This is a genomic window from Brenneria rubrifaciens (genome assembly GCF_005484945.1).
GTDB classification, from domain to species: Bacteria; Pseudomonadota; Gammaproteobacteria; order Enterobacterales; family Enterobacteriaceae; genus Brenneria; species Brenneria rubrifaciens.
Window position 1 is genome coordinate 1,812,063 of record NZ_CP034035.1, and the last position, 23,080, is coordinate 1,835,142.

At 54.5% G+C, this 23,080-nt stretch carries 26 protein-coding genes and 1 pseudogene; 21 read left to right on the forward strand and 6 right to left on the reverse strand.

Features of this window, described 5'->3' with window-relative positions; all coding sequences use genetic code 11:
* The first annotated feature begins 65 nt into the window (after positions 1–65).
* From EH207_RS08395 to EH207_RS08445, 11 genes and pseudogenes are all read left to right on the forward strand, one after another.
* Positions 66–422, forward strand: coding sequence for an EscI/YscI/HrpB family type III secretion system inner rod protein (locus tag EH207_RS08395; RefSeq protein ID WP_137713580.1), 357 nt, complete (start codon positions 66–68; stop codon positions 420–422).
* Positions 423–451: 29 nt separating this feature from the next.
* On the forward strand, positions 452–1,228 hold the full coding sequence (sctJ, locus tag EH207_RS08400; RefSeq protein ID WP_377805046.1) for a type III secretion system inner membrane ring lipoprotein SctJ: 777 nt from the start codon (positions 452–454) through the stop codon (positions 1,226–1,228).
* A 68-nt stretch (positions 1,229–1,296) separates the two neighbouring features.
* Positions 1,297–1,881 carry a type III secretion protein gene (locus EH207_RS08405; RefSeq protein ID WP_137713582.1) on the forward strand — a complete coding sequence of 195 codons (585 nt, stop codon included), beginning with the start codon at positions 1,297–1,299 and terminating at the stop codon, positions 1,879–1,881.
* Positions 1,882–1,890: 9 nt separating this feature from the next.
* A complete protein-coding gene (gene sctL / locus EH207_RS08410; protein WP_137713583.1) occupies positions 1,891–2,517 on the forward strand; it encodes a type III secretion system stator protein SctL in 627 nt (208 codons plus the stop codon).
* Positions 2,518–2,576: 59 nt separating this feature from the next.
* Entirely contained in the window at positions 2,577–2,798 is a 222-nt protein-coding gene (locus tag EH207_RS08415) for a serine kinase (RefSeq protein ID WP_137713584.1), read from the forward strand.
* The gene (locus tag EH207_RS08420; protein WP_137713585.1) at positions 2,785–3,219 is read left to right on the forward strand and encodes a type III secretion system chaperone; all 435 of its coding nucleotides are present in this window, start codon (positions 2,785–2,787) and stop codon (positions 3,217–3,219) included. The genes EH207_RS08415 and EH207_RS08420 overlap by 14 nt, the downstream gene beginning before the upstream one ends.
* Positions 3,212–5,248, forward strand: a complete 2,037-nt coding sequence (gene sctC, locus EH207_RS08425; protein ID WP_137713586.1) for a type III secretion system outer membrane ring subunit SctC — start codon at positions 3,212–3,214, stop codon at positions 5,246–5,248. The genes EH207_RS08420 and sctC overlap by 8 nt, the downstream gene beginning before the upstream one ends.
* Before the next feature lie 15 nt (positions 5,249–5,263).
* Positions 5,264–5,455, forward strand: coding sequence for an HrpT family type III secretion system protein (gene hrpT / locus EH207_RS08430; protein WP_137713587.1), 192 nt, complete (start codon positions 5,264–5,266; stop codon positions 5,453–5,455).
* A complete protein-coding gene (locus tag EH207_RS08435; protein ID WP_137713588.1) occupies positions 5,448–5,810 on the forward strand; it encodes a type III secretion protein in 363 nt (120 codons plus the stop codon). Before hrpT ends, EH207_RS08435 begins: the two co-directional genes overlap by 8 nt.
* Before the next feature lie 180 nt (positions 5,811–5,990).
* Positions 5,991–6,956, forward strand: coding sequence for a type III secretion protein HrpN (locus EH207_RS08440; protein ID WP_137713589.1), 966 nt, complete (start codon positions 5,991–5,993; stop codon positions 6,954–6,956).
* 131 nt (positions 6,957–7,087) lie between these two features.
* Positions 7,088–7,361: pseudogene (locus EH207_RS08445) on the forward strand (transposase); the annotation flags it as partial.
* Between the two features lie 308 nt (positions 7,362–7,669).
* On the opposite strand, the gene EH207_RS08450 reads toward EH207_RS08445, so the two are convergent.
* From EH207_RS08450 to EH207_RS18125, 5 genes are all read right to left on the reverse strand, one after another.
* Complete coding sequence (locus EH207_RS08450) at positions 7,670–8,038, reverse strand: DNA-binding protein (protein ID WP_137713590.1); 369 nt, start codon at positions 8,036–8,038, stop codon at positions 7,670–7,672.
* Between the two features lies 1 nt (position 8,039).
* Positions 8,040–9,506: a pectate lyase gene (locus tag EH207_RS08455; RefSeq protein WP_137713591.1), complete on the reverse strand. Its 1,467-nt coding sequence runs from the start codon at positions 9,504–9,506 to the stop codon at positions 8,040–8,042.
* 273 nt (positions 9,507–9,779) lie between these two features.
* Entirely contained in the window at positions 9,780–10,451 is a 672-nt protein-coding gene (locus EH207_RS08460) for a GntR family transcriptional regulator (RefSeq protein WP_137713592.1), read from the reverse strand.
* Between the two features lie 267 nt (positions 10,452–10,718).
* A complete protein-coding gene (locus tag EH207_RS08465; RefSeq protein ID WP_137713593.1) occupies positions 10,719–11,945 on the reverse strand; it encodes a M20 peptidase aminoacylase family protein in 1,227 nt (408 codons plus the stop codon).
* 181 nt (positions 11,946–12,126) lie between these two features.
* Positions 12,127–12,303: a hypothetical protein gene (locus tag EH207_RS18125; protein ID WP_175413659.1), complete on the reverse strand. Its 177-nt coding sequence runs from the start codon at positions 12,301–12,303 to the stop codon at positions 12,127–12,129.
* A 410-nt stretch (positions 12,304–12,713) separates the two neighbouring features.
* On the opposite strand from EH207_RS18125, the gene nifH reads away from it, so the two are divergent.
* Genes nifH through EH207_RS08490 form a run of 5 tightly spaced genes read left to right on the forward strand, consistent with a single transcriptional unit; the run spans position 12,714 to position 17,661 of the window.
* Positions 12,714–13,598: a nitrogenase iron protein gene (gene nifH / locus EH207_RS08470; protein WP_137713594.1), complete on the forward strand. Its 885-nt coding sequence runs from the start codon at positions 12,714–12,716 to the stop codon at positions 13,596–13,598.
* Positions 13,599–13,609: 11 nt separating this feature from the next.
* Positions 13,610–15,058 carry a nitrogenase molybdenum-iron protein alpha chain gene (nifD, locus tag EH207_RS08475; protein WP_137713595.1) on the forward strand — a complete coding sequence of 483 codons (1,449 nt, stop codon included), beginning with the start codon at positions 13,610–13,612 and terminating at the stop codon, positions 15,056–15,058.
* Between the two features lie 60 nt (positions 15,059–15,118).
* On the forward strand, positions 15,119–16,684 hold the full coding sequence (gene nifK, locus EH207_RS08480; protein WP_137713596.1) for a nitrogenase molybdenum-iron protein subunit beta: 1,566 nt from the start codon (positions 15,119–15,121) through the stop codon (positions 16,682–16,684).
* Positions 16,685–16,740: 56 nt separating this feature from the next.
* Positions 16,741–16,956 (forward strand): putative nitrogen fixation protein NifT, encoded by a 216-nt coding sequence (gene nifT / locus EH207_RS08485; protein ID WP_137713597.1) that lies wholly within the window; start codon positions 16,741–16,743, stop codon positions 16,954–16,956.
* A 39-nt stretch (positions 16,957–16,995) separates the two neighbouring features.
* Positions 16,996–17,661 carry a NifB/NifX family molybdenum-iron cluster-binding protein gene (locus EH207_RS08490; protein ID WP_175413725.1) on the forward strand — a complete coding sequence of 222 codons (666 nt, stop codon included), beginning with the start codon at positions 16,996–16,998 and terminating at the stop codon, positions 17,659–17,661.
* A gap of 71 nt (positions 17,662–17,732) precedes the next feature.
* Here EH207_RS08490 and EH207_RS08495 read toward each other — a convergent pair whose 3' ends face one another.
* Positions 17,733–18,260, reverse strand: a complete 528-nt coding sequence (locus EH207_RS08495; RefSeq protein ID WP_175413660.1) for an E3 ubiquitin--protein ligase — start codon at positions 18,258–18,260, stop codon at positions 17,733–17,735.
* A gap of 164 nt (positions 18,261–18,424) precedes the next feature.
* On the opposite strand from EH207_RS08495, the gene nifE reads away from it, so the two are divergent.
* The 5 genes from nifE (at position 18,425) to nifU (ending at position 23,079) form a co-directional block, all read left to right on the forward strand.
* Positions 18,425–19,801, forward strand: a complete 1,377-nt coding sequence (gene nifE, locus EH207_RS08500; protein ID WP_137713599.1) for a nitrogenase iron-molybdenum cofactor biosynthesis protein NifE — start codon at positions 18,425–18,427, stop codon at positions 19,799–19,801.
* A 15-nt stretch (positions 19,802–19,816) separates the two neighbouring features.
* Positions 19,817–21,205, forward strand: a complete 1,389-nt coding sequence (nifN, locus tag EH207_RS08505) for a nitrogenase iron-molybdenum cofactor biosynthesis protein NifN (protein ID WP_137713600.1) — start codon at positions 19,817–19,819, stop codon at positions 21,203–21,205.
* Positions 21,202–21,660, forward strand: coding sequence for a NifB/NifX family molybdenum-iron cluster-binding protein (locus EH207_RS08510; RefSeq protein ID WP_137713601.1), 459 nt, complete (start codon positions 21,202–21,204; stop codon positions 21,658–21,660). The genes nifN and EH207_RS08510 overlap by 4 nt, the downstream gene beginning before the upstream one ends.
* A gap of 199 nt (positions 21,661–21,859) precedes the next feature.
* Positions 21,860–22,177, forward strand: coding sequence for a hypothetical protein (locus EH207_RS08515; protein ID WP_137713602.1), 318 nt, complete (start codon positions 21,860–21,862; stop codon positions 22,175–22,177).
* Positions 22,178–22,203: 26 nt separating this feature from the next.
* Positions 22,204–23,079, forward strand: coding sequence for a Fe-S cluster assembly protein NifU (gene nifU, locus EH207_RS08520; protein ID WP_137713603.1), 876 nt, complete (start codon positions 22,204–22,206; stop codon positions 23,077–23,079).
* The last annotated feature ends 1 nt before the right edge of the window (position 23,080 follow it).

The following is a 23,080-nucleotide window of genomic DNA, read 5'->3' on the forward strand; positions in this document are numbered from 1 at the left end:
ATACAACCGGGGGGGAACCACTCCCCGGTATTATTCTCGTTCGATCCTCTACGGAATTCACTCCCATGAAAATTACCCAAGTGAATGGTGTGGCCTCATCAGGTGGTGAGATTGGCGACGAACTGGTTTCTGCCAACAGTCAGGATGTGTCCTGGTTCAGCGCAGAGCTTGAAACCAAACCAGTAACGCCTGTCGACGGTAACAGCCAGTGGCTGGGCGCGTTGGCGGAAAAATCTCAAGGGTTGGGGTCGGTGTTCAAAACGGCTGAGCGTCAAGTAAGTCAGACAGTGAGTTCAGGTGATCCGAATATAATTCTGGATGCGACCAGGACATTATCTTCTTTCTATCTCGAAAGTCTGCTCAGCGCCAAAGTGGTGGCGAAAAGCGTACAGAGTTTGGAAAAACTCACCAACTTACAGTAACGGCCTATGAATACCAACAAGCGAGCGATATTACTGTGAATACGAATAAGCGAGCGATATTCCTGCTTTTAGCGCTGCTGCTCACTGGCTGCGAACGACAGATTGAGCTGAATCGCGGTTTGTCGGAAAACGATGCCAATGAAATGATCGCCACGCTCGGCCGTTATCAGATTGCCGCGGAGAAGCGGGCGGATAAAACCGGGGTGACGCTGGCGATCGAGGCGCAAGACATGGAAAGGGCGGTTAATATTCTCAACGCCGCTGGTCTGCCGCGCCGTTCGCGGACCAACCTGGGCGAGGTTTTCCAGAAGAGCGGCGTGATCTCAACGCCGTTGGAAGAACGCGCCCGTTATATATACGCCTTGTCGCAGGAGGTGGAGGCCACACTGACGCAGATTGACGGGGTACTGGTCGCCCGCGTTCATGTGGTGCTGCCGGAACGGATTGCTCCCGGTGAACCGGTACAGCCGGCGTCTGCCGCAGTGTTTATCAAATATCGTCCGGAGTTGGAGCCAGACAGCATGGAGCCGCGCATCCGCCGTATGGTGGCCAGCAGTATTCCAGGTCTGGCGGGGAAAAGTGATAAGGATCTGGCGATTGTTTTCGTCCCGGCGGAACCTTTTCAGGACACGGTGCCGGTGGTGAACGTGGGACCATTTACCTTTACCCCTGATGAAATGCGGCGCTGGCAATGGAGTATCGTACTGTTAGGCGCGGTGCTGTCGGGCCTGTTGGGATGGTGGGTCGCCAAGCCGTATTACCTGCAATGGCGGCGTAAGCGGATGAACCAACCACAGCACGGATAAATCGCGCGGGCCATGAATAACGATCGTCAATAAAAATCGAATCATAAAAACAGTGAAGCGGGGTCAGCATGAATACGGAAATTACGCGCTTCGACTGGCTGACGTGGTGGGTGAGCGGCTGCATATTGCAGTCCGACCCCAGTTGGCTTGAGGGAACCCTATTTCCCGACGATCCGCAAAAAAAGCGGATATTCGTGCATGCCAACGTTCCACTGCTGAGCCGTTATTTCAATCTGCCAATGCAACTTCCGCCGGCGCTTCCTGCTCATTCCCTGATGCAGATTGGTGCGCTCAGCGTGTTTCAGCGCGAACAAATTCTGAACCTGATGGCAGCGGTGTGCCAGCCGCTGGCGTCGTCATTGGTGACTGAAGAACAGGCCACATGGTGTCGGCGTCTGGCGAAAGCGATGCGACCGGGTCTGTGGTTATCGGAACAGGCCGCGTTCGTCGATCAACACGCCGAGGCCTTGTGCGTACTGCGGGCTCGCTACGGTGAAACATGCTGGCCGCGTTTACGGCTCCTGTTTCCTCAACATTGGGTGACGCGTTGCGGTGAACCGCAATATACGTTGCCGGCCGGACGGTTAACGACGCTCTGTGACGCGCTGGTCTGGAAAGCCGCCGCCGTCACACAGGACGAATCGATGTCATAAGGAGGAATGATGTTAACTAAAAAAACCTTTGCGGCCCTGCCTGGAGCGACGAGCGGTGAAACGGTGATAATCCCGGCGGCGCGAGTCGCGGAGCATCAGCGTGGACGAACGCTGTGGGACGAGGCCAATGCGCAGGCGGAGAGGATATTACAGCAGGCGCGCGAGCAGGCGCAGGATGAAACCCGGCACACGCTGGAACAGGCGGAAGCGAATTTTTGGCAGCAGGCGGACGCTTTGCTGCAAGACATCGCTTGTGAGCGAGACAATCTTGAACAGGTTCTGGTGACGCAGGCGGCACAATTACTCCGTGATGCGCTGAGCCGCTTACTGGCCGAGGTGCCGGCTCAGGAACGGCAGACCGCGTTATTAAAGCAGCTTTTGAAACAGCAGCAGCATGACGCCAAAGGGACGCTGTATTGTCATCCCGGCCAGTTGGAGGAAGTCGAACGTTGGATCAACGCGCATCCGCATCTGGAATGGCGTCTGGCCAGCGATGAGGCGCTGGAAGAAGACGCGATGAAGCTGATTACCGCCCACGGCGTGATGTCGCTCAACTGGCAGCGGGCCGTTGCACAACTCTTGCCGCCGGACGTTCCCGTGCTGCGCGACGTCAGTGTATCGCCAGGCCATAAATGATGGAACCGCCGCAGAGGGGGGAACCACTCAACATCAGGTCAAACACAGGAGAGTTCAAGATGTCCATTAATTCTACCCAGCGTCGTTTGGATGCCTATCTGAACGACGCGCAGCAGAGGCTGAATGACGTTGCGCTGAACGTTGCGGACGGCGTCAGTGTGGCAGACACGTATGCTTTTTTTGAAGCCAGCATGGATTACTCCAGCGCCAGTTGGGCAGCGGGGCAACTGCTGACCGTTAACCACGGTTTGGCGAAGGCCATCATCAATGACTTCAACTGATTTAATCGCCGTACTGGAGAATTGGCTGAATAACGGCACTGCACTGTTGCAACTGGAAATTGACGAAGGCGCGGTCGTGATGATGCGGCATGCTTGCGGAGTTGCCTGTCGTGCCATGATCCCGCTGCCCGCGCCGCCCGACGATCGCGTACTGGAGCGGGCTCTGCAACTGGCCGAGGTCGCCCGTGACCAATTTCATGAAGAAACCGCCATGCTGTCGATGTCTCCAGAGGATGGACAACTGTGGCTATGGATGCGGCACGACCCTGATGATGTCTTTCAGTTGTGTAGAACTCTAGAAACGCTTTTGAATCAGAGGGATGTATGGGTTGGCCTGTTATCGCCACCCACCAGAAGCACCACATCGGCATCCCTTAATCTAAATACGCTGGCTTTCTGGCAAGGAGAACATCATGCGTAAGGCGTTAAATGGATTATTACTGGTGCTATACCGTTGGTTCTGCTGGTCGTTGGTGCTGATCGGCATGGTTCCGATGGTTCATGCCTCCACGCCGCCGGAATGGAACAAAGGCGCCTATGCCTATTCCGCCGAGCAGACGCCCTTATCCACGGTTCTGACGGATTTCGCCAACAGCCACGGTGTGTATCTGACATTGGGCAACATCAACGACACTGAGGTTACGGCTAAAATTCGCGCCGATACGCCAACGGCTTTCCTTAATCGTCTGGCGCTGGAACACCGTTTTCAATGGTTTGTGTATAACAACACGCTGTATGTCAGTCCGCAAGATGAACAAGGGTCGGTACGTTTAGAGATCTCCCAAGAGGCTGTGCCGGATTTAAAACAGGCGCTTAACGGTATTGGTTTGCTGGACCCGCGTTTCGGCTGGGGCGAATTGCCGGAAGAGGGCGTTGTGCTGGTCACCGGGCCGCAGGCCTATATTGATCTAATTCGCAATTTCAGCCAGCAGCGCGAGAAAAAAGATGAACGTCGTAAGGTGATGGTATTCCCGTTGCGCTATGCATCGGTATCTGACCGTACATTGCAATATCGCGATCAACGCATCGTGATCCCCGGTGTGGCGACCATACTCAGCGAATTGATGGACAGCAAGGGCAGCGTACCCGTTGGCGCAGCCGGGGCGACATCGGCGCTACCGGATGCGGGAATGGATGCGATGCGCGAAAGCACTCGATCCATATTAAACAAAATGGCGATGGGCAGTGATTCTGGCCGCCGTGGTGGTGAAGGGCGGGGGCAGCAACTGAGCGGGAGAATTTCGGCCGATGTGCGCAATAATGCCCTGCTGGTCCGTGATGACGAAAAGCGGCGATCTGAATATCAGCAACTGGTTGAGAATATTGATGTGCCGCAAAATCTGGTGAACATTGACGCCATCATTCTGGACGTCGATCGGTCGGCATTATCCCGTCTTGCGGCGAATTGGGAGGGGCAACTAGGAAACGTCAGTACAGGCAGCTCCATGAAAATGGGGCGCAGTACCCTGTTTATCAATGATTTCAAACGCTTTTTCGCGGATGTTCAGGCGCTGGAAGGGGAAGGAACTGCATCGATTGTCGCCAACCCCTCGGTGCTGACGATGGAGAATCAGCCCGCCATTGTGGATTTCAACCGTACGGCGTTCATTACCGCTGTCGGCGAGCGGGTGGCTCAGATCCAGCCAGTGACCGCCGGCACCAGCCTGCAAGTGACCCCGCGCGTCGTGCAGCAAGGCACGCAGCGCAGCATCCAACTGGTGATTGATATTGAAGACGGCACGGTTGAAACCGACAATGAAGGAAAGGCCTCTGGCGTCAAGCGCGGCACGGTCAGCACGCAGGCGCTGATTGGTGAAAACCGGGCACTGGTTTTGGGGGGCTTTCATGTGGAAGAGAGTGGCGATCGCGACCACCGCATTCCTATTCTGGGAGATATCCCGCTTCTGGGGAAAATGTTCACCTCAACCCGGTACGAAGTCTCCCGGCGTGAACGGCTATTTATTCTGACGCCGCATCTGGTCGGCGATCAAACCGATCCTGTCCGCTATGTATCCGAGGAGAACCGAAGCCAGTTGAACGGCGCCATGAACCGCGTCGCGAAGCGAAATGGGAACACCGATCTCTACAGTCTGGTCGAAAACGCAATGCGCGATCTGGCCAGCCGACAGTTTCCCGTTGGATTTCAACAGGAAGACCGGGGCGCGCGGCTGAGTGAAGTCTGCCGTTCTCAGCGAGGGCTGATCTACGACAGCGAGCGCTATCAGTGGTACAGCAATGGCCTGGTAAAGCTGAGCGTGGGCGTGGTGCGCAATAGCGGTTCGATCCCCCAGCGCGTGGATGAGGCCGCCTGTGCCAGCAACCAGACGCTGGCAGTCGCGGTATGGCCGAAAACCACGCTGGGGCCGGGCGAGTCCAGCGAAATCTTTCTGGCGCTAGAGCCAACTTTCGCCACGGAACCGGTACGGCCTTCTCTGGTTCTGGGGCAATAACTCAGGAGACACCCTATGTGGGCAAAATATCTGTTACCCGTGGCGGCGGTGCTGTTATTGAACGCCTGCTCTTCATCCCGCTCCGTCGCCAATTGTACATCGGTGAAGTGTCGCCCGCAGCCTGAAGGTCGCCAACTCGTCATCTGGTGGCAACCCGATTTGCGACTTGGCAACGCGGATTTCAGCAAGGTAAACGTCGATGATTGAGCATGCGGACGTTTTCACCTGCCAGGAGGATTTTATTGAGGCGTTGGCGCATACGCCTGCTGGTCGTTGGATTGTACGTGACGGTGTCACGATCGATTTCTATCGACTCGCCGGCTCGTCTCAAGGGGTAAAAATATTGCTGTGCCTGATGTTGGCGCGCGGCAGATGTTACCCCGGTCAGATACGTCAGGTTTTGCAACAGCGTTTTCAGGAGGCGGAAACACTGGGCGAGTGTTATCTAAGTATGGATCTGCAACAGCAGTTGATATTACGCCGCACCCTACCCGCATCTGAACAATCGTATCCGCAGGCTATCACCGATATGCTCAAATTGTCGGGGCTGCCTTCCTCATAATGAAGGCAGTTCCGATAGCGGAAAAAAGATTAGTAATCAATGTTTTTCAGCCAGGAATAAGGGAACTGAACAAAACATAAAATCACTTAAATGGGGAGCGCCAACTCATGCGCCCGTCCTAACCGGCAAACAGGATGGCGCTGTTCACAACACACAACCCCAATTATTTAAGGAAATATTATGACCTCATTGCAAATTAGCATCAATACAACAGGTGGAAACGATGGCTTGTATCAGGCGAATAACAATGTCTCAAAAGACAACGCCTTACAAAACACCTCATCACAAAACGGTTCAGGAGCGCTGGATAATCTCACAGTAGATCAACTGACCTCATTGTTGACAACATTGTTGCTTGTCGTTGGTGAAAACAACGCCAAGGGGCTTGGGTCAAAAGACGCTCAAGCGAATAACAATAACCCCACTAATTCGAATAATGCAGCCTCGAATAACCCGGAGTCAACAGAATTGCTGAACGACATGTTGCGCTCTATCCTGAATGAGTTGACAGAGCGCAACCAGAACGATTCTGGAAACTTGTTTGGTGACAGCCAGCCGACTTCCCCGGAAATTTCCGCCTATTCCCAGGGCGTCAGAGATACGCTGAATGCGATCAACAACAATGGCTATAGTCAGGTATCCGCCGGCCAGACGCAGCCACAGTTTGGTAATGATGGGCTGAACGGCACGAATGCATATAACCAGCTTGGCTCGGCAGTAGGGCTGGGTGTTGGGCAGAAAGCCGGCTTGCAGGAGCTGAACAATGTCAGCACCCACAATGATAGCCCAACTCGCTACTTCGTCGATAAAGAGGATCGGGCGATGGCGAAAGAGATTGGTCAGTTTATGGATCAGTACCCGGAAGTGTTTGGGAAACCTGATTACCAGAAAGATGGCTGGTCAGAGGCGAAGCAGGATGATAAGTCATGGGCGAAAGCGCTCAGCCAGCCGGATGACGATGGTATGACCAAAGAGAGCATGGATCAATTCCTGAAAGCGGTAGGCATGGTCAAGAGCGCCGTGGCGGGTGATACCGGCAATACCAACCTGCAAGCACGTGGTAATGGCGGTTCGTCTCTGGGAATCGATGCCGCGATGATCGGTGACCGCATCATCAACATGGGAATGGAAAAACTGGCGGCGTAAAAGCCAATTTTCATTAAGCGGTAGCGAGAAGAACAGGGCTTATGCCCTGTTCTCAGACTGATGACAAAGTCCTGGCCTCCGGGCCAGGACTTTATGCTAATAAGGTCAGTGCAAAAAACGGACTGACCGCCATGCTCAGAGAACCTTCCCCGCATCCATATCAATTTGAACCCATCACCCTTGATGAACTGGTTCCCGAAGACCATCTGGTGCGCAAAATTGATGCCGCCATCGACGTTGAGTTCATCCGCGACACCGTCGCCCATCTCCCATCTCTATTGCCCCGGTAATGGCCATCCCGCCATTGACCCTGTGCGCCTGATTAAAATGCTGCTGCTGGGTTACCTCTTCGGTATCCGTTCCGAGCGCCGTCTGGTGAAAGAAATCCAGGTCAATGTCGCCTACCTTTGCAATGGCCGGCGTACGATTCAACGCTTAACGGCACGTTTTCACACCGGCGCTGCCTCTTGGCCTTTTATTTACCCATGACGATACAGGTGAATTCAGTGCAAGTTCGTGCGTGAGAAGAGAGACATACTGATGCCTCACCGTCGACCGCGCCCGACTAAAGACAGCATCCATCATGCTCGCAACAATGAAGTTTGGGATGCAGCGAAAATTCTGCGGGGAATGGTAGGCGCTAAGGCTGGAGCGGAGGGGGATCAGCAGAGAACGGGTAAAGAAAGCCGCCTGTCAGACAGGCGACGAGTGAGTTACTGCTGCCTTATCTGAACGACGCCGTCGAACGACGCCGTCGCCTGACGAGCGGCAATGAGATGATCGGCCATCTTACGGGCTACCCAGTATGCCGTTTGCGCGACATCGCTATGCAAACCGTTTTCCGAATGCAGATCGGCATGGTTCAAAAAATCTTGCTCCAGCAAATCCACAAACATATCAAACTCAAAAGCGCCTCGATGTGGCGAGTGCTTCTGTGTTAACACAATGCGCAAACAGTTGTTGACCAGTTGAATGGCCCGGTCGAACGCCTGTCGCTGCTCTGGCGACAGATATCCCCCTTGCCTGACCAGATCGACCCAACGGCTGGGCGCTTGATGGTTATCAGTCACGATATTCAGCATATTATTTCACCTGTAAGTTGGCGGAGTCCGGCACCTTGTAGGGATTATTGACGTTTGTCAGGCTGATGTTGCTGCTTTGCACGTTCAAGTTTTCACTGTCGCTTTTCACAAACGAGAACTTGCCGTTTTCGGCGTCAATATTGTTCAGGCTAAGGTTCCAGTCGCCTTGTTGACCGCCGTTGGTGCGTACAAACGTACCAAAATCCTTCGCTTTGAAGTTATCGATGGTCAGGTTGGCGTCAGCATTCAACTGAAAGATTTTGTCTGAGGCGCCTTGAGCGCTGCTGTTGGTTATCTCAACGTTGGCAGGCTTGCCATTGTTGGATTTCACCGTCAGCGCGTCTTCACCGACATTGTTCCAATGCACATTATCAATTTTTGCATCACCGCGGACATGAACGCCGTCTGCGGCTTTATCGCCAATCACCACGTTTTTCAGCGTTGCGCCATCAGACAGCTCAAACATGGGTTTCTGTCCCTCGGTCTGACTGCCGTCACCTAATTTGTCCCCGGCAACAAAGGTCTTGCCGCCGCCATCAAAGACTTCGCCAGGCCCTACCTTGATGGTTTCATTCACGACGGTGGCATCGCCGCCCGCAGAAGGAACGGTGACTGATTCGGTTTTACCCGTCTCGGGTTTACCGGCGGTTTCCGTCAGAGGCGTGTTTGAAGAAGGAGATGAGGGAGAAGAAGGAGAAGAGGGAACCTTGGTTGCTGAATCGGTTGATGGAGTCGAAGGACTCGAGGGAGCCGTAGGCGCACCGTTCTCGCTCAGACTGGTCGTTGGCGTAGACGCAGAAGGTGATTTGGGCGTTGCTCCGCCGTTACCTGATGTGGGCGAAGATACCGGGTTTTCGGATGGCGATGTATTCTGCGGCTGACCGAATTCGCCTTTTTGCGAGTCCATCAGATTGGCAACCAGCTCCAGCAATGCTTTGAGCAACTCATTGTTGCTGATTTCGCCGCCGCCGTCGGAGGTTGGGTTGATGCCGTTGTCCAGTGCGTTGCTGGATGTATCCTGCAACACAGAGCGCCCAAGATCCTCAGGGTTTTTCGTGCCTTCGCCATCCGGCGCCCCTGACAGCGGTGACTGCGACTGCCCCTTACCGCTGCCCGAAACGCCCGGCTGGTTGTCGGCACCTTGGGTATCGTTGCCCGGCATTAAAGATTCAAGCAATTTCATTAATGCATCAATGGTGTTGTTGCCGTCCTGACCCGTTGCCCCGGCGCCCTGATCGCCCGGCCCTGATTTTTGAGAGAATGGATCGTTACCGGATGATGATTGCCCATTTCCCTGTAGATTTGGAAACAGCGCGTTGATCAATGTCCCAAGGGCTTCCATCAGTTGACTATCCTGTGTCGGCGAACGCGATGAGGAACCATCACCATTGCCTAGCGTGGAATCTGACTCTGTCGGGGAAATACCCTTTCCAGGTTGTAAGTTAATCGAGAGGTTGATTTCAGCCATGTTTGATTCCTTTTAAGTTAAAGACCGATTGGATAAAGTAAATCGTGGGATAACAGCCTTTCGTCTGTTGTGATTTGAGTGATCATAGGGGAAGACAGGTTCCCGGTAGGCAGGGAGAAAACCGCCGGGTGAGGGAACCGGTCAAAAGAGCTCGCCACTTAGAGAAATGGTCAGTTTTTTCCGAATGGGTAGCGTCGTGCTGGAATCAGGCGGTGCGGTTCATCCAAGACATCGCGGCGCCACACCCGCATGAGACGACGTGGCGTGTCGCCGTTAGTCTTGCTGCTCAACCGCAATAAAAGCGAACATGGCTTCGCTGCCGTCAAGAATATCTTCCTGGATGGATCGCCTGGCAGCCTGCGCATCACGCTGGCGTAGCGCGTCGAGCACATCGCAATGATGTTCAATCGCCATTTTTACTGAGAAATGGGCGTATGCCTGCGCGATTAACGGCCCGGTCCGCATCCACAAGCTACCGATAAACTGGCTTAGTAAAGGCATCTGCGCCGCCTGTGCCAGCAGTAAGTGAAACTCGCTGTTTAATCGCAATGCATCGCTTAGGTTATTTTTTTCAATTGCCCGCCGGTTTTGTTGAGTATTCGCCTCAATGCGTTCCAAATCCTGCGGCTTAATCAACCTGGCGGCGAGTTCCGCGCCTGTTCCTTCAAGCGAAAGACGCAGAGTACGGATCTCCATGAACTGATCTTCGGTGAGTTGCGGTACGCGAATATCACGTGGGGTTTTCAACACGAGCGCCTGCTCTTTGGATAATTGCAAAATGGCGTCCCGTACCGGTGTCACACTGGTGCCAACCTGCGCCGCCAACTCGCGGATACGCAGACGATCGTCCGGCTTGAATCGCCCCTCGATCAGCGCGTCGCGCAGCATGGAATAGACGCTGGAGCCCAGATAACGGTGATTGATTGGTCCTATTGGATAATTCACGCATTCCCCCGTCGAAAGGGCATTCATCATGCCCGGAATGCTCAATATACTATATGATGCATCAAAAATGCCACGCATGATGCCATAGGTTTACCCATTTACCTGTGCGGCATAATATCGGGATGACATGCAGGATATCGTCGGTTTAATTATTCAATTACCGGCTGGTCGGTATTGTTACTTCAGTCGTGCGTTGTTGTGATGCTACTTGATGCTCATGTCCGCCTCACTCTTACCGTTTCATCGCTGGATGCCGGTGAGCCTGCGTCAATTTTGCCGCACTTTCAATGAGGGGGCGTCAGCCCGAGCTAACGTCATGGGCGGTGCGGCGTCGTTCTGTACGCGTTGCTGTTGCAGTGCTGCTTCGGCAAGTTGCGCAAAGTAGCGCGCCGCCGGTGCAATGGCGTACTCATTCGGGTTGAACTGTGGGTGGTGCAGCCCGAACTTGCTGCCTGAACCGATGCTGACAAATGCCCCCGGAATCTGCTGGAGGTAGAGGGCGAAGTCTTCACCGCTCATTTGCAGTTCGGCGTTGTCTACCTGGTAGCCCGCATCCTGAGCAATTTTCTTGCTGAAATCCGCCCAGAAATCCGTGTTGACCACCGACGGTGGACCCGGTTGCCAATGCAGTTCCGCGCTGGCGCCCAATGCGAGCGTGACTCCCCGGATAAGTTGCTCGATCCGGGCTGGAATCTGCTCACGAATTTGCGGGTTATAGGTACGCACCGTCCCTTCCAGTTCCACGGTTTGCGGCAGCACATTCCAAGTGTTCCCGCCGCTAATTCGCGTAACGCTGATGACCAGCGCTTCGAGTGAGCTGAAGCTGCGGCTGGGTAATGTCTGTAACGCATTGACGATATTGCAGGCCGTCACAATGCTATCAATGCCTTCCTCCGGCTTGGCGGCATGGGCGCCTTTGCCCGTCACGCGGATAGAAAAACGATCAACGTTGGCATAAAACGGACCGCTGCGGGTGGCGAAGGTGCCCGCAGGCAAGTCCGGGGCGTTATGTAATCCAAAGATCGCCGAAACGCCTTGCAACGCGCCCGCCTGAATGAAATGGCTCGCGCCGGTCGAAACTTCTTCGGCGGGTTGGAAGAGGATACGCACTTTACCGTGGAGCCGGGATTCGCTCTTCTTCAGCAAACAGGCGGCGCCCAGCATCACGGCGGTATGAAAGTCATGCCCGCAGGCGTGCATGACGCCGGGATTTTTCGAGCGGAAAGGGAGATCTGTTTGTTCATCAATCGGCAGGGCGTCAATATCGGCGCGCAGCGCGACGAGGGGGCCAGACCCGCTACCGAGTTCAGCGACGACGCCGGACGTCAACGGCAGGGACAACAGGCGAATGCTGTTATCTTTCAGCCAGCCGGTGATGCGGGAGGTTGTTTGATGCTCTTGGTTGGAAAGCTCGGGGTATTGATGTAACGTTCGTCGCCATTCAATGAGCTGCCGCTCAAATGAATCGTCATTACAGACCGGGGTATCTCGCATATCACCAAACCTTTTAGCCTTAAATTCCCGGCACCTTTTACGATGCCGGGTAACGAATAAACTAAAGGTAGTGGAGAGCGGCGCAGAGGATAAATACCGTATGGTTATATTTCATAGCGGATTATCATTAATGCAATATCCTGCGTTTCAGTCTTTCATCAGGATGATGTGTTGACCCACTTTAAATCTCGAAGCCAGGTGCGACGTCTTTCACCGGTTTTTTGCATTCAGCCGGTTTAGGCGTGCCCGCTGGCAGATTTTTGCAGTCTGGCGCAAAAGGATTGAGCGAGTCGCGGTTGAGATAAAGGATAAACAGTATCAGGATAATCAGCGGGATCAGAATTCGTTTTCTTTTCATCGTCATGTTTTCTAATTTTATGGTGTATCAGGCAGCGTTGATGGCGGGTTTGATGACAAACCCGCCATCAACGCTACGGTCCTGGTGTAAATGTAAAATTCTAACTTTTTATTGACGGTTTGTCTGTAACCTGCTTGTCATTAAAATGTCATCATATGCAAATATTCCCGTTCGCCAATGCCATGCCACGGCAAAGAAAACCGACTGGCATTCACGACATTGCGCCCAGGTTTTACCTGTCATCTTTGTCTCCTTTGCAACAATTGGTCACGTTATTGTTCCTAAAAGCTCGCGGCACGTAAATCAGTATTTGATTTTTATAATTAATAATCAATTAATTAGGTTATTTTCGATGCTGGTATGCACCCTGCAAGATAAACGGGGACATTCACTGTAAAGAGGAAGACATTATGGCAATCCGTCAGTGCGCAATTTACGGCAAAGGTGGGATCGGCAAGTCCACCACCACGCAGAACCTGGTGGCGGCGCTCGCCGAGTTGGGTAAAAAAGTGATGATTATCGGCTGCGACCCGAAAGCTGACTCAACGCGTTTGATTCTGCACGCCAAAGCACAGAACACCATTATGGAAATGGCCGCTGAAGTCGGTTCGGTCGAGGATTTGGAACTGGAAGACGTGCTGCAAGTCGGTTATGGCGGTGTACGGTGCGCAGAGTCCGGTGGTCCTGAACCGGGCGTGGGGTGTGCGGGACGCGGGGTCATTACCGCCATCAATTTTCTGGAAGAAGAAGGCGCGTATGAAGACGATCTGGATTTCGTGTTTTACGACGTGCTGGGCGATGTGGTTTGCGGTGGTTTTGCCATGCCGATCCGTGAAAACAAGGCGCAGGAAATTTACATCGTGTGCTCGGGCGAAATGATGGCGATGTACGCGGCAAACAACATCAGTAAAGGGATCGTGAAATACGCGAAATCCGGCAAGGTTCGATTGGGGGGGCTGATTTGCAACTCCCGCCAGACCGATCGCGAGGATGAGCTGATCATTGCGCTGGCCGACAAACTGGGCACGCAGATGATTCACTTTGTTCCGCGTGACAACATCGTTCAACGCGCCGAAATCCGCCGTATGACGGTGATCGAATACGATCCGACCTGCAAGCAGGCTGATGAATATCGCACGCTGGCCAGTAAGATCGTCAACAACACCAAGATGGTCGTACCGACGCCAGTGACGATGGATGAACTGGAAGCCCTGTTGATGGAATTCGGTATTCTGGATGAAGAAAACGAAGCCATTATCGGTAAAACCGCGGCAGAAGAAGCCGCGTCCGCCTGAGGAGTCATCCTATGACAGAGTCCATTACGCAAGAAAATCAGGCGCTGATTCAGGAAGTGCTGGAAATCTTCCCGGATAAAGCCCGGAAAGATCGCGCGAAACACATCATGACGGTTGAGGCCGGGATGGAGTCGGTGGGGAAATGCATGGTTTCCAACCGCAAATCCCAGCCGGGAGTCATGACGGTGCGCGGCTGCGCCTATGCCGGTTCAAAAGGGGTGGTTTTCGGCCCTATCAAAGATATGGCCCACATCTCTCATGGACCTATCGGCTGCGGGCAATATTCTCGTGCGGGGCGTCGTAATTACTACACCGGCATGAGCGGCATCGACAGCTTTGGGACGGTGAATTTCACCTCCGATTTTCAGGAGAAAGACATCGTTTTCGGCGGTGATAAAAAACTTCGCAAGCTGATCGATGAGCTTGAGCTGCTGTTTCCGCTTACCAAAGGGATCAGCGTGCAGTCGGAATGTCCGGTAGGGCTGATCGGCGACGATATCGAGGCCGTTGCGCGTTCAGCGAAAGAGGTGATCGGCAAACCGGTCGTGCCGGTGCGCTGTGAAGGCTTTCGCGGCGTATCCCAATCGCTGGGGCACCATATCGCCAACGATGTGATCCGCGACTGGGTATTGCCTGCCCGCGACGAACAGGAATTTGCCGCCACACCGTATGACGTCGCCATTATCGGTGACTACAACATCGGCGGCGACGCCTGGTCTTCCCGTATTTTGCTGGAAGAGATGGGATTGCGCGTGGTGGCCCAGTGGTCGGGGGACGGGACGCTGGTGGAGATGGAGAACACGCCCAAAGTCAAACTCAACCTGGTGCACTGTTATCGCTCCATGAACTACATTGCCCGCCACATGGAAGAGAAGTACAGCATTCCCTGGATGGAGTACAACTTCTTCGGTCCGACGCAGATCGCTAACTCGCTGCATAAAATCGCCGCCCAGTTCGATAGCACGATTCAGGCTAACGCCGAAGCGGTTATTGCCCGTTATCAGGCCCAGACCGACGCGGTGATCGCCAAGTACCGCCCGCGGCTGGAAGGAAAAAAGGTGTTGTTGTATGTCGGCGGGTTACGTCCCCGTCACGTAATTGGCTCTTACGAAGATCTCGGCATGGAGATTATCGCCGCCGGTTACGAGTTCGCTCATAACGACGACTATGACCGCACCTTGCCGGAACTGAAACAGGGCACGTTGCTGTTTGATGACCTCAGTACCTATGAGCTGGAAGAGTTTGTCAAACGACTGAAGCCCGATCTGGTGGGCTCGGGGATCAAAGAGAAGTACGTATTCCAGAAGATGGGGATGCCGTTCCGGCAAATACACTCCTGGGACTACTCCGGGCCTTATCACGGCTATGACGGTTTCGCCATCTTCGCCCGTGATATGGATATGACGCTGAATAACCCTTGCTGGAAACAGCTAAGTGCGCCCTGGCTGAAATCCGCCTGAGGCTTGACCATCCGTTTATCCCGTCAGTTCACCGATTTGTGGCGCGGGAGGAGTAATACGATGAGCCAGAATACAGAGAAAGTAAAACCCTGTTATCCGTTGTTTGAACAATCGGAATATCAGGGGCTGTTTGCCAGCAAAAGCGAGTTGGAAGAGTCGCACAGCCCGGAACGCGTGCAGGAAGTGTTTGAATGGACCACGACGCCGGAATATGAAGCGCTGAATTTCCAGCGTGAAGCGCTGACGGTTGATCCGGCGAAAGCCTGTCAGCCTTTGGGCGCAGTGCTGTGTTCACTGGGGTTTGAGAAGACATTGCCTTATGTGCATGGATCTCAGGGATGCGTGGCCTATTTTCGCACCTATTTTAACCGTCATTTCAAAGAGCCGATAGCCTGCGTCTCTGACTCAATGACGGAAGATGCGGCGGTGTTCGGCGGCAATAACAATCTGAACCAAGGGTTGCAGAATGCCAGCGCACTGTATAAACCGGAGGTGATCGCCGTTTCCACCACCTGTATGGCGGAGGTTATCGGCGATGATTTGCAGGCCTTTATCAGCAATGCCAAAAAAGACGGCTTTGTGGATGACGCTATTGCCGTGCCTTATGCCCACACGCCCAGCTTTATCGGCAGCCATATCACCGGCTGGGACAATATGTTTGAAGGCTTCGCCCGTAATTTTACTCAGGGCGTCGAGGGATACCAGGCCGGCAGCAACGGCAAGATCAATCTGGTCACCGGATTTGAAACCTATCTCGGCAATTACCGGGTACTGAAACGCATGATGGCGCAAATGGCGGTGCCTTACTCGCTGCTGTCCGATCCGTCAGACGTGCTGGATACGCCTGCCGACGGTCACTATCGTCTCTATTCCGGCGGTACGACGCAGGATGAAATGCGCGATGCGCCAAACGCGATTGATACGCTGCTGTTACAACCCTGGCATTTGGTCAAAACCAGGAAAGTGGTGAAAGAAGACTGGGCGCAACCCGGCAAAGACGTTGCCGTTCCCATGGGGCTGGCCGCCACGGATGATTTTCTGATGACCGTGAGCCAACTGACGGGGAAACCCATTCCCGAAGAGCTGGCGCTCGAACGCGGCCGTTTGGTGGATATGATGCTGGATTCGCATACCTGGCTGCACGGCAAACGCTTTGGTATTTTTGGCGATCCCGATTTTCTCATGGGACTGACCCGGTTCCTGCTGGAGTTGGGCTGTGAACCGGCGGTGATCCTCTGCCATAACGGGAACAAGCGCTGGCAGAAGGCGATGAACAAACTGCTGGAATCGTCTCCCTACGGCAAAGACAGCGAGGTATTCATCAACTGCGATCTGTGGCATTTCCGCTCGCTGATGTTCACCCGTCAGCCGGATTTCATGATTGGCAACTCCTACGGCAAATTTATCCAGCGTGATACCAAAGCCAAAGGCGAGCAGTTTGAGGTTCCGCTGATCCGCATCGGGTTCCCGATCTTCGATCGTCACCATCTACACCGGGCCGCCACCTGGGGCTATGAGGGCGCTATGACGATGCTGACCACGCTGGTGAATGCCATACTGGAAAAACTCGATCAGGACACGATGGCGCTGGGTAAGACCGACTACGGTTATGACCTGGTTCGCTAACGAGGAAGCCCCGCGCATTGCGATGCGCGGGGCTTTACCGATCCACAGGAGGACGTATGGCCAATATCATTCTCCGTCAGCGCGCTGACGGCATGCACTGTTACATCGCCAAAAAAGATCTGGAAGCCAAAGTCACGTTTCTGGAGTTTGACCGGCCAGACTACTGGGGCGGCCGGATTGAACTGGAAAGCGGGCAGGACTGGTTTATCGCGCCGTTAACGGCAAGACCGGCGTTTCCTGTCACGCTGCGTGCGAAAAAATGTGAAAGCTAACTGTCGACCACGAGATGAATACCGGAGACGCTCATGAGCCTGACTCGGGATGATTTACTTTTCTGGCGGCTGTTTGCTCTGGCCCAATTGCTGCCGGAAATTACACCCGCAACCTTAATTAAATGGCTGGAAACCACCTGCGATGAAGCGCTGACGCTGGAGCGTCTGTCATCACTGTCGCTGGATGAACTTTCCCGCCACGCGCCGTTGGAGAATGCCGCCCTGAGTGTGGCGCGCTGGCAACAAATTATGGATTGTTTGAATGGCAATCTTCCCCCGCATTTGACGGAACAGTCCGAGCGCTGTCACGGTCAGCAGTTGCGGGTGGCGTTTGCTTCCAGCAACGGATTGACGGTAAACGGCCATTTCGGGAAGTGCCGTCTGTTTTTCATTTACGCCTGGGATCGTCAAGGGCCGTTCCTGAGCGCGTTACGCCGTTACCAGCCGAAGGAGGGAGAAGACGGCAACGAAGGGCGCCTACAACTGCTGACGGATTGTCACCTGCTGTTTTGCGAATCGATTGGCGGGCCTGCCGCCGCGAAGGTGATCCGGCGCAATATCCATCCGATAAAAGTGCCTGCCGCCACCGGCATTGATGAACAGCTTCAGGCATTACAGGGCATGATCGCCGAGCATATGCCGCCCTGGTTGGCAAAGCGGCTGGGGAAAAACAATCCGCTGGAACAGCGGCAGTTCGGGCTTTGATCCGCAGTCTGACGGGCGGGGGAAATAAGGCCGCCTGCCGGCAGCCTCATTGATGCGGCAAGCGTAATCAATCAATGCTTGCCGGACTTGGCCGGCGTTGCTTCCGCTTCGGTTATCGGCGCCGCCTGTTGCGGCGTCGCCTCTTTCTCTTCCTGATTTATATCCTCTTTAATCACCTGCGTCTGTTTTTGCGCTTCGGCGGAGAGGTTTTCCGCGCCGCTGATAGCGCGATCCTGGATAGCGGTTGCCTGTTCAACGAGTTGGTCGCTCTGTTGTTTGGCCTGTTCTTTGAGGGCGTCGGCCTGCGCTTTGGCCTCATCAGTGAGAATGCCGGCACGCTGCTCGACGTCTTTTTTAATTGCTTCGGCTTCGGATTGCAGCTGGTCAATGTGTGTTGAAGCTTCTTCCTTTAAAACCTCGGCTTGTTGTTTGGCGGCATCGGTGAACTGCTGGGCTTTGCTACCGGCGGCATCTTTAAGTTCCTGTGCCTTCTCTTTCACTTTATCCAGTTGCTCATCCACTTTAGAAGCATCGTCACAGCCCGCAAGGACTAACCCGATGAGTGAGGCCAGTATGACTTTATTCCATGTTTTCATCATTCGTGTTCCTGTAATTAATGGGATCTTAAAATATGTAGTGTAATCATTGTTGGTTTTGTCTTACAACCTACAATACTAACTATTATAAAAATCAAATAGATAACCTATGGCGCGCCAATTGCAATGTGATTCTCGGAGTCACGTAAACTGTGCCGAGGTGAATAATGAGAAATAGCGAAATCGTGGCGTTAATGGATCAACCCGCCTGCGATCATAATGGCGGTCAGAAATCCGGCTGTAGCGCTCCCAAACCCGGTACGGCGGCGGGAGGTTGTGCATTTGACGGCGCGCAGATTACGTTACTGCCGATTGCCGATGTCGCCCATCTGGTTCATGGGCCCATCGGTTGTGCGGGCAGTTCCTGGGATAATCGCGGCAGTCACAGCTCCGGGCCGCGGATTAATCGCCTGGGGTTCACCACCGATATGAGCGAGCAGGATGTGATCATGGGACACGGCGAGCGCCGCCTGTTTCATGCTATCCGGCACATTGTCGAGCGTTACCACCCGGCGGCGGTGTTTATTTACAACACCTGCGTACCGGCGATGGAGGGGGACGATATCGAGGCGGTGTGCCGTGCGGCGGAACAGGTCAATCATATTCCGGTCATCGCGATCGATGCTGCCGGGTTTTACGGCAGCAAGAATCTGGGTAACCGCATCGCCGGCGAGGTGATGGCGAAGAGGGTGGTCGGACAACGAGAGCCTGCCCCCTGGCCGGCTGATTTCGCCATTCCTGAAGAGAAAGGCCACAGCATCGGCCTGATCGGGGAATTCAATATTGCCGGGGAATTCTGGCATGTCCTGCCGTTGCTGGATCAACTGGGTATTCGCGTGCTGGGCAGTTTGTCCGGGGATGCCCGCTTTGCCGAGCTTCAGACTTTGCATCGCACCGAAGCCAATATGCTGGTGTGTTCGCGCGCGTTGATTAACGTCGCGCGCTATCTCGAACTGCACTATGGCACGCCCTGGTTCGAGGGCAGCTTTTATGGCGTCAGGGAAATGTCCGCCTCGCTGCGCACGCTGACGGGCTTGCTCAACGATGACGATTTACAGGCCCGTGTCGACGCGCTGATTGAACAGGAAGAACGATCGGCGAATCAGGCGCTGGCGCCTTACCGCCAGCGCCTGAAGGGTAAGCGGGCGCTACTGTATACCGGCGGAGTGAAATCCTGGTCGGTGGTGTCGGCGCTACAGGATCTGGGGCTGGATGTGGTGGCGACCGGAACGAAAAAATCGACGGAAGAGGACAAATCCCGTATCCGCGAGCTGATGGGAGAAGACGCGGTCATGTTGGATGACGGCAATGCCCGCCTGCTGCTGGATACCGCTTACCGCTACAACGCCGACATTATGATTGCCGGTGGCCGCAATATGTACACGGCATACAAAGCCCGTCTGCCTTTTCTGGATATCAATCAGGAACGAGAACACGCCTTTGCCGGATATCAGGGCATTGTGGCGCTCGCCCGCCAGCTTTGTCTCACACTGGAAAGCCCCATCTGGTCGCAGGTCGCTCGCCGGGCTCCCTGGCATAACTGAGTAAGGAGAAACGCAATGGCTCAGATCCTCAAGTCAGTCAAACCGCTGGCGACCAGCCCGATCAAAAGCGGGCAACCGCTGGGCGCTATTTTAGCCAGTATGGGACTGGATGGCTGTATTCCATTGGTGCATGGCGCTCAGGGATGCAGCGCCTTTGCGAAAGTGTTTTTCATCCAGCACTTCCATGAACCGATTCCGCTGCAAACCACCGCCATGGACCCCATCACCACCATCATGGGAGCGAATAACAACGTATTGACGGCGCTGGCGGTACTGTGTGAGCGCCACAATCCGCGGATCATCGTGATATTGAGCACCGGACTGTCCGAAGCGCAAGGCACGGATTTGGCGCTAGCGTTACGGCAGTTTCGTACCGAATATCCCAAATACCAGTCAGTCACGATTGTCACGGCCAGTTCGCCGGATTTTTATGGCTCGATGGAAAATGGTTACGCCGCCGTGCTGGAGAGCGTTATCGAGCAATGCGTACCGAACGCGACGCCAAAAGGGATACGCAAGAAACGGGTGAATCTGCTGCTGGGGCACATGTTGACGCCCGGCGATCATGAACTGATTCGCAGCTATGTGGAGGCGTTTGGCATGCAACCGGTCATGCTGCCGGATTTGGCCGGCTCGTTGGACGGGCATCTGGCCGAAGGGGATTTCTCGGCGCTGACACAGGGCGGAACCTCGATTCGTGAACTGGAACAGATGGGACAGAGCGTTTCCACAATCGCCATCGGCGTTTCGCTCCAGCGGGCGGCCAGACTGCTGGAGAGCCGCTGCCAAATTCCGTCATTCTGGATACCGCATCTGATGACGATGGCGCAGTGCGATAGTTTCATCCAGCATTTGCACCTGATTTCGGGACGGGAGGTGCCGGCGTGGATCGAGCGCCAGCGCGGTCAGTTGCAGGATGTGATGATCGATACGCATGTCTGGCTGCAGGATAAACGGCTGGCGATGGCGGCGGAAGGCGATCTGCTGACCGCCTGGCTGGATTTCGCCTTGAGTCAGGGACTCCGGCCGCAGTTTGTGGTCGCGCCGACGAATCAACCGGGTTTATCGTCACTGCCGGTTGCGGAAGTCCAGATCGGCGATCTGGAAGATGTGGAAGACAAGCTGCGGGTTAATCCCGTTGATATGCTATGCGCCAATTCTCATGCGGCGTTGCTGGCGGAGAAATACCATTTGCCGTTGATTCGCATCGGCTTCCCGCTGTTTGACCGCATCGGCGAATTTCGTCGTTTGCGCCAGGGATACGCCGGTATGCGCGATACGCTGTTCGAGCTGGCTAATACCTTGCGGCAGGCGCACCATGAGATGCCGGTTTATCACTCGCCGCTGAAACAGGACTTTTCACCGTGTTCCGTTCAGGAACCCTTCATGGAGGATAGACCATGAAGCATTTAGCCCGTCAATTAGCCGTTCCTTCCGCCGATAGCTGGGTCATTCGCATTGCGTTCGCCAGCGTCGATCTGCGCGTGGTCGATCAGCATTTCGGCGCGTCGCCCCGGCTGGCGATTTACGGCGTGCGCAGTGACGAAGTTCAGCTATTGGAAGTTGCCGATTTCACCGTCTGCCAGGGGCATAACGAAGACAAGCTTGTCAGCCGTATCAACGCGGTGGACGGATGTTTTTCGCTGTATTGCACCGCCATCGGGGAAACGGCCTTTCGCCAGTTGCTCGGAATTGGCGTGCGGGCGGTCAACGTGCAGATAAACACGCCGATCGCCATGCTGCTGGCAGATGCGCAGGCGCTGTGCGACGACGGACGGTTCAGAAAATCCCCGCGCCAGAAAGACAGCGACCGCTTTAACGTCATGATGCAGGAGAGCGGGTGGTATGAGAGGGAGTAGCATCCTTACCGCCGGTTTATTAACGCGTTATCAAAACAGGCTTTTTCCCCTTGTCGCCTGTGCGACAAAACCGACAATTCCGGTTGTTTATGTCGCAGGGTAACCACGACGAAAAACACTATCCTACTGATAAAAGACATTTTTTATTGCTGGTATCACATTTGCAAAAGGAATAAGCGACAGGTACAGGAGCGAAACCATGATCCATATCGATGCCTTGACGCTGAAGCAGCTCCGTCTGCGCCAGCAGCAGCGCGAACAAACGACCGCGGGGCTGGCGCTGGTAGTCAGAGGGGATGCCTGCCGGGGCTGGTCAGTGCAGATGGTATGGCGTCGTCAGGCGTTGCCCGACGATGAGTGCCGCGAAATCGCAGGACTGCGGTTATTGGCTTCTGCGCTGCACTGGCAACAGTTGGCGCAGGCCCGTATCAGTTCCGATACGCAGGGCATATGGGTCGAGTTTCAGCCTTTGGGATGTCGGTGTGACGGCAGCGACTGCGCCGTATCAACACCATAAGTCGTTTGTCAACGGGAGTAGTGAGCATGTGGAATTATTCTGAGAAGGTAAAAGAACATTTCTTCAATCCGCGTAATGCCCGTGTGGTAGAGCAAGCCAATGCGGTAGGCGATGTCGGTTCTCTCAGCTGTGGTGATGCTCTGCGACTGATGTTGCGGGTCGATCCCGAGAGCGAGGTGATCCGGGAAGCCGGATTCCAGACCTTTGGCTGCGGCAGCGCCATTGCTTCTTCTTCCGCGCTGACTGAACTGATTATCGGTAAAACGCTGGAAGAAGCCGCGCAAATTACCAACAAAGATATTGCCGATTATCTCGATGGTCTGCCGCCAGAAAAAATGCACTGTTCCGTCATGGGTCAGGAGGCTCTGCGCGTCGCGATTGCCGACTATCGTGGCGAAACGCTGGATGAGGATCATGAAGAGGGCGCGCTGATCTGTAAATGTTTCGCCGTTGACGAAGGGCAGATCAAACGGGCGGTGCTGACCAACGGACTGACATCGCTGGAAGAGGTCATCCAGTACACCAAAGCCGGCGGCGGCTGCACTGCCTGTCACGAAAAAATCGAACAGACGCTGAGCAATATTCTGATTCTGGCCACCGCCGAAGCGCCGCCGGCGGCCGAGAGCGTAATAGAAAAAAGCCGGCAGTGGCTGGCGGTGGAAGAGGTGCTAGCCGGGCTGCGGCCGCATATTCAGATGGATGGCGGTGATATCACGCTGCTGGCGGTGACGGAAAACCAAGTGCGGGTTGCCCTGTCCGGTAGCTGTAATGGCTGCATGATGACGGATATGACGCTGGGCTGGCTGCAACAGAAACTGCTGGAGCGGCTGGGTTATTTTATCCGCGTGGTGGTGGATACGCCAGCCCCTGCCGGGGTCATTCTCCAGACTTCAGATATCTGAG

Bases quoted from the DNA above. Each gene is read 5' to 3' on its own strand.
- EH207_RS08395 (WP_137713580.1), top strand. From the start codon at position 66: ATGAAAATTACCCAAGTGAATGGTGTGGCCTCATCAGGTGGTGAGATT.
- EH207_RS08405 (WP_137713582.1), top strand. From the start codon at position 1,297: ATGAATACGGAAATTACGCGCTTCGACTGGCTGACGTGGTGGGTGAGC.
- sctL (WP_137713583.1), top strand. From the start codon at position 1,891: ATGTTAACTAAAAAAACCTTTGCGGCCCTGCCTGGAGCGACGAGCGGT.
- EH207_RS08415 (WP_137713584.1), top strand. From the start codon at position 2,577: ATGTCCATTAATTCTACCCAGCGTCGTTTGGATGCCTATCTGAACGAC.
- EH207_RS08420 (WP_137713585.1), top strand. From the start codon at position 2,785: ATGACTTCAACTGATTTAATCGCCGTACTGGAGAATTGGCTGAATAAC.
- sctC (WP_137713586.1), top strand. From the start codon at position 3,212: ATGCGTAAGGCGTTAAATGGATTATTACTGGTGCTATACCGTTGGTTC.
- hrpT (WP_137713587.1), top strand. From the start codon at position 5,264: ATGTGGGCAAAATATCTGTTACCCGTGGCGGCGGTGCTGTTATTGAAC.
- EH207_RS08435 (WP_137713588.1), top strand. From the start codon at position 5,448: ATGATTGAGCATGCGGACGTTTTCACCTGCCAGGAGGATTTTATTGAG.
- EH207_RS08440 (WP_137713589.1), top strand. From the start codon at position 5,991: ATGACCTCATTGCAAATTAGCATCAATACAACAGGTGGAAACGATGGC.
- EH207_RS08450 (WP_137713590.1), bottom strand. From the start codon at position 8,038: ATGCTGAATATCGTGACTGATAACCATCAAGCGCCCAGCCGTTGGGTC.
- EH207_RS08455 (WP_137713591.1), bottom strand. From the start codon at position 9,506: ATGGCTGAAATCAACCTCTCGATTAACTTACAACCTGGAAAGGGTATT.
- EH207_RS08465 (WP_137713593.1), bottom strand. From the start codon at position 11,945: ATGCGAGATACCCCGGTCTGTAATGACGATTCATTTGAGCGGCAGCTC.
- EH207_RS18125 (WP_175413659.1), bottom strand. From the start codon at position 12,303: ATGAAAAGAAAACGAATTCTGATCCCGCTGATTATCCTGATACTGTTT.
- nifH (WP_137713594.1), top strand. From the start codon at position 12,714: ATGGCAATCCGTCAGTGCGCAATTTACGGCAAAGGTGGGATCGGCAAG.
- nifD (WP_137713595.1), top strand. From the start codon at position 13,610: ATGACAGAGTCCATTACGCAAGAAAATCAGGCGCTGATTCAGGAAGTG.
- nifK (WP_137713596.1), top strand. From the start codon at position 15,119: ATGAGCCAGAATACAGAGAAAGTAAAACCCTGTTATCCGTTGTTTGAA.
- nifT (WP_137713597.1), top strand. From the start codon at position 16,741: ATGGCCAATATCATTCTCCGTCAGCGCGCTGACGGCATGCACTGTTAC.
- EH207_RS08495 (WP_175413660.1), bottom strand. From the start codon at position 18,260: ATGATGAAAACATGGAATAAAGTCATACTGGCCTCACTCATCGGGTTA.
- nifE (WP_137713599.1), top strand. From the start codon at position 18,425: ATGAGAAATAGCGAAATCGTGGCGTTAATGGATCAACCCGCCTGCGAT.
- nifN (WP_137713600.1), top strand. From the start codon at position 19,817: ATGGCTCAGATCCTCAAGTCAGTCAAACCGCTGGCGACCAGCCCGATC.
- EH207_RS08510 (WP_137713601.1), top strand. From the start codon at position 21,202: ATGAAGCATTTAGCCCGTCAATTAGCCGTTCCTTCCGCCGATAGCTGG.
- EH207_RS08515 (WP_137713602.1), top strand. From the start codon at position 21,860: ATGATCCATATCGATGCCTTGACGCTGAAGCAGCTCCGTCTGCGCCAG.
- nifU (WP_137713603.1), top strand. From the start codon at position 22,204: ATGTGGAATTATTCTGAGAAGGTAAAAGAACATTTCTTCAATCCGCGT.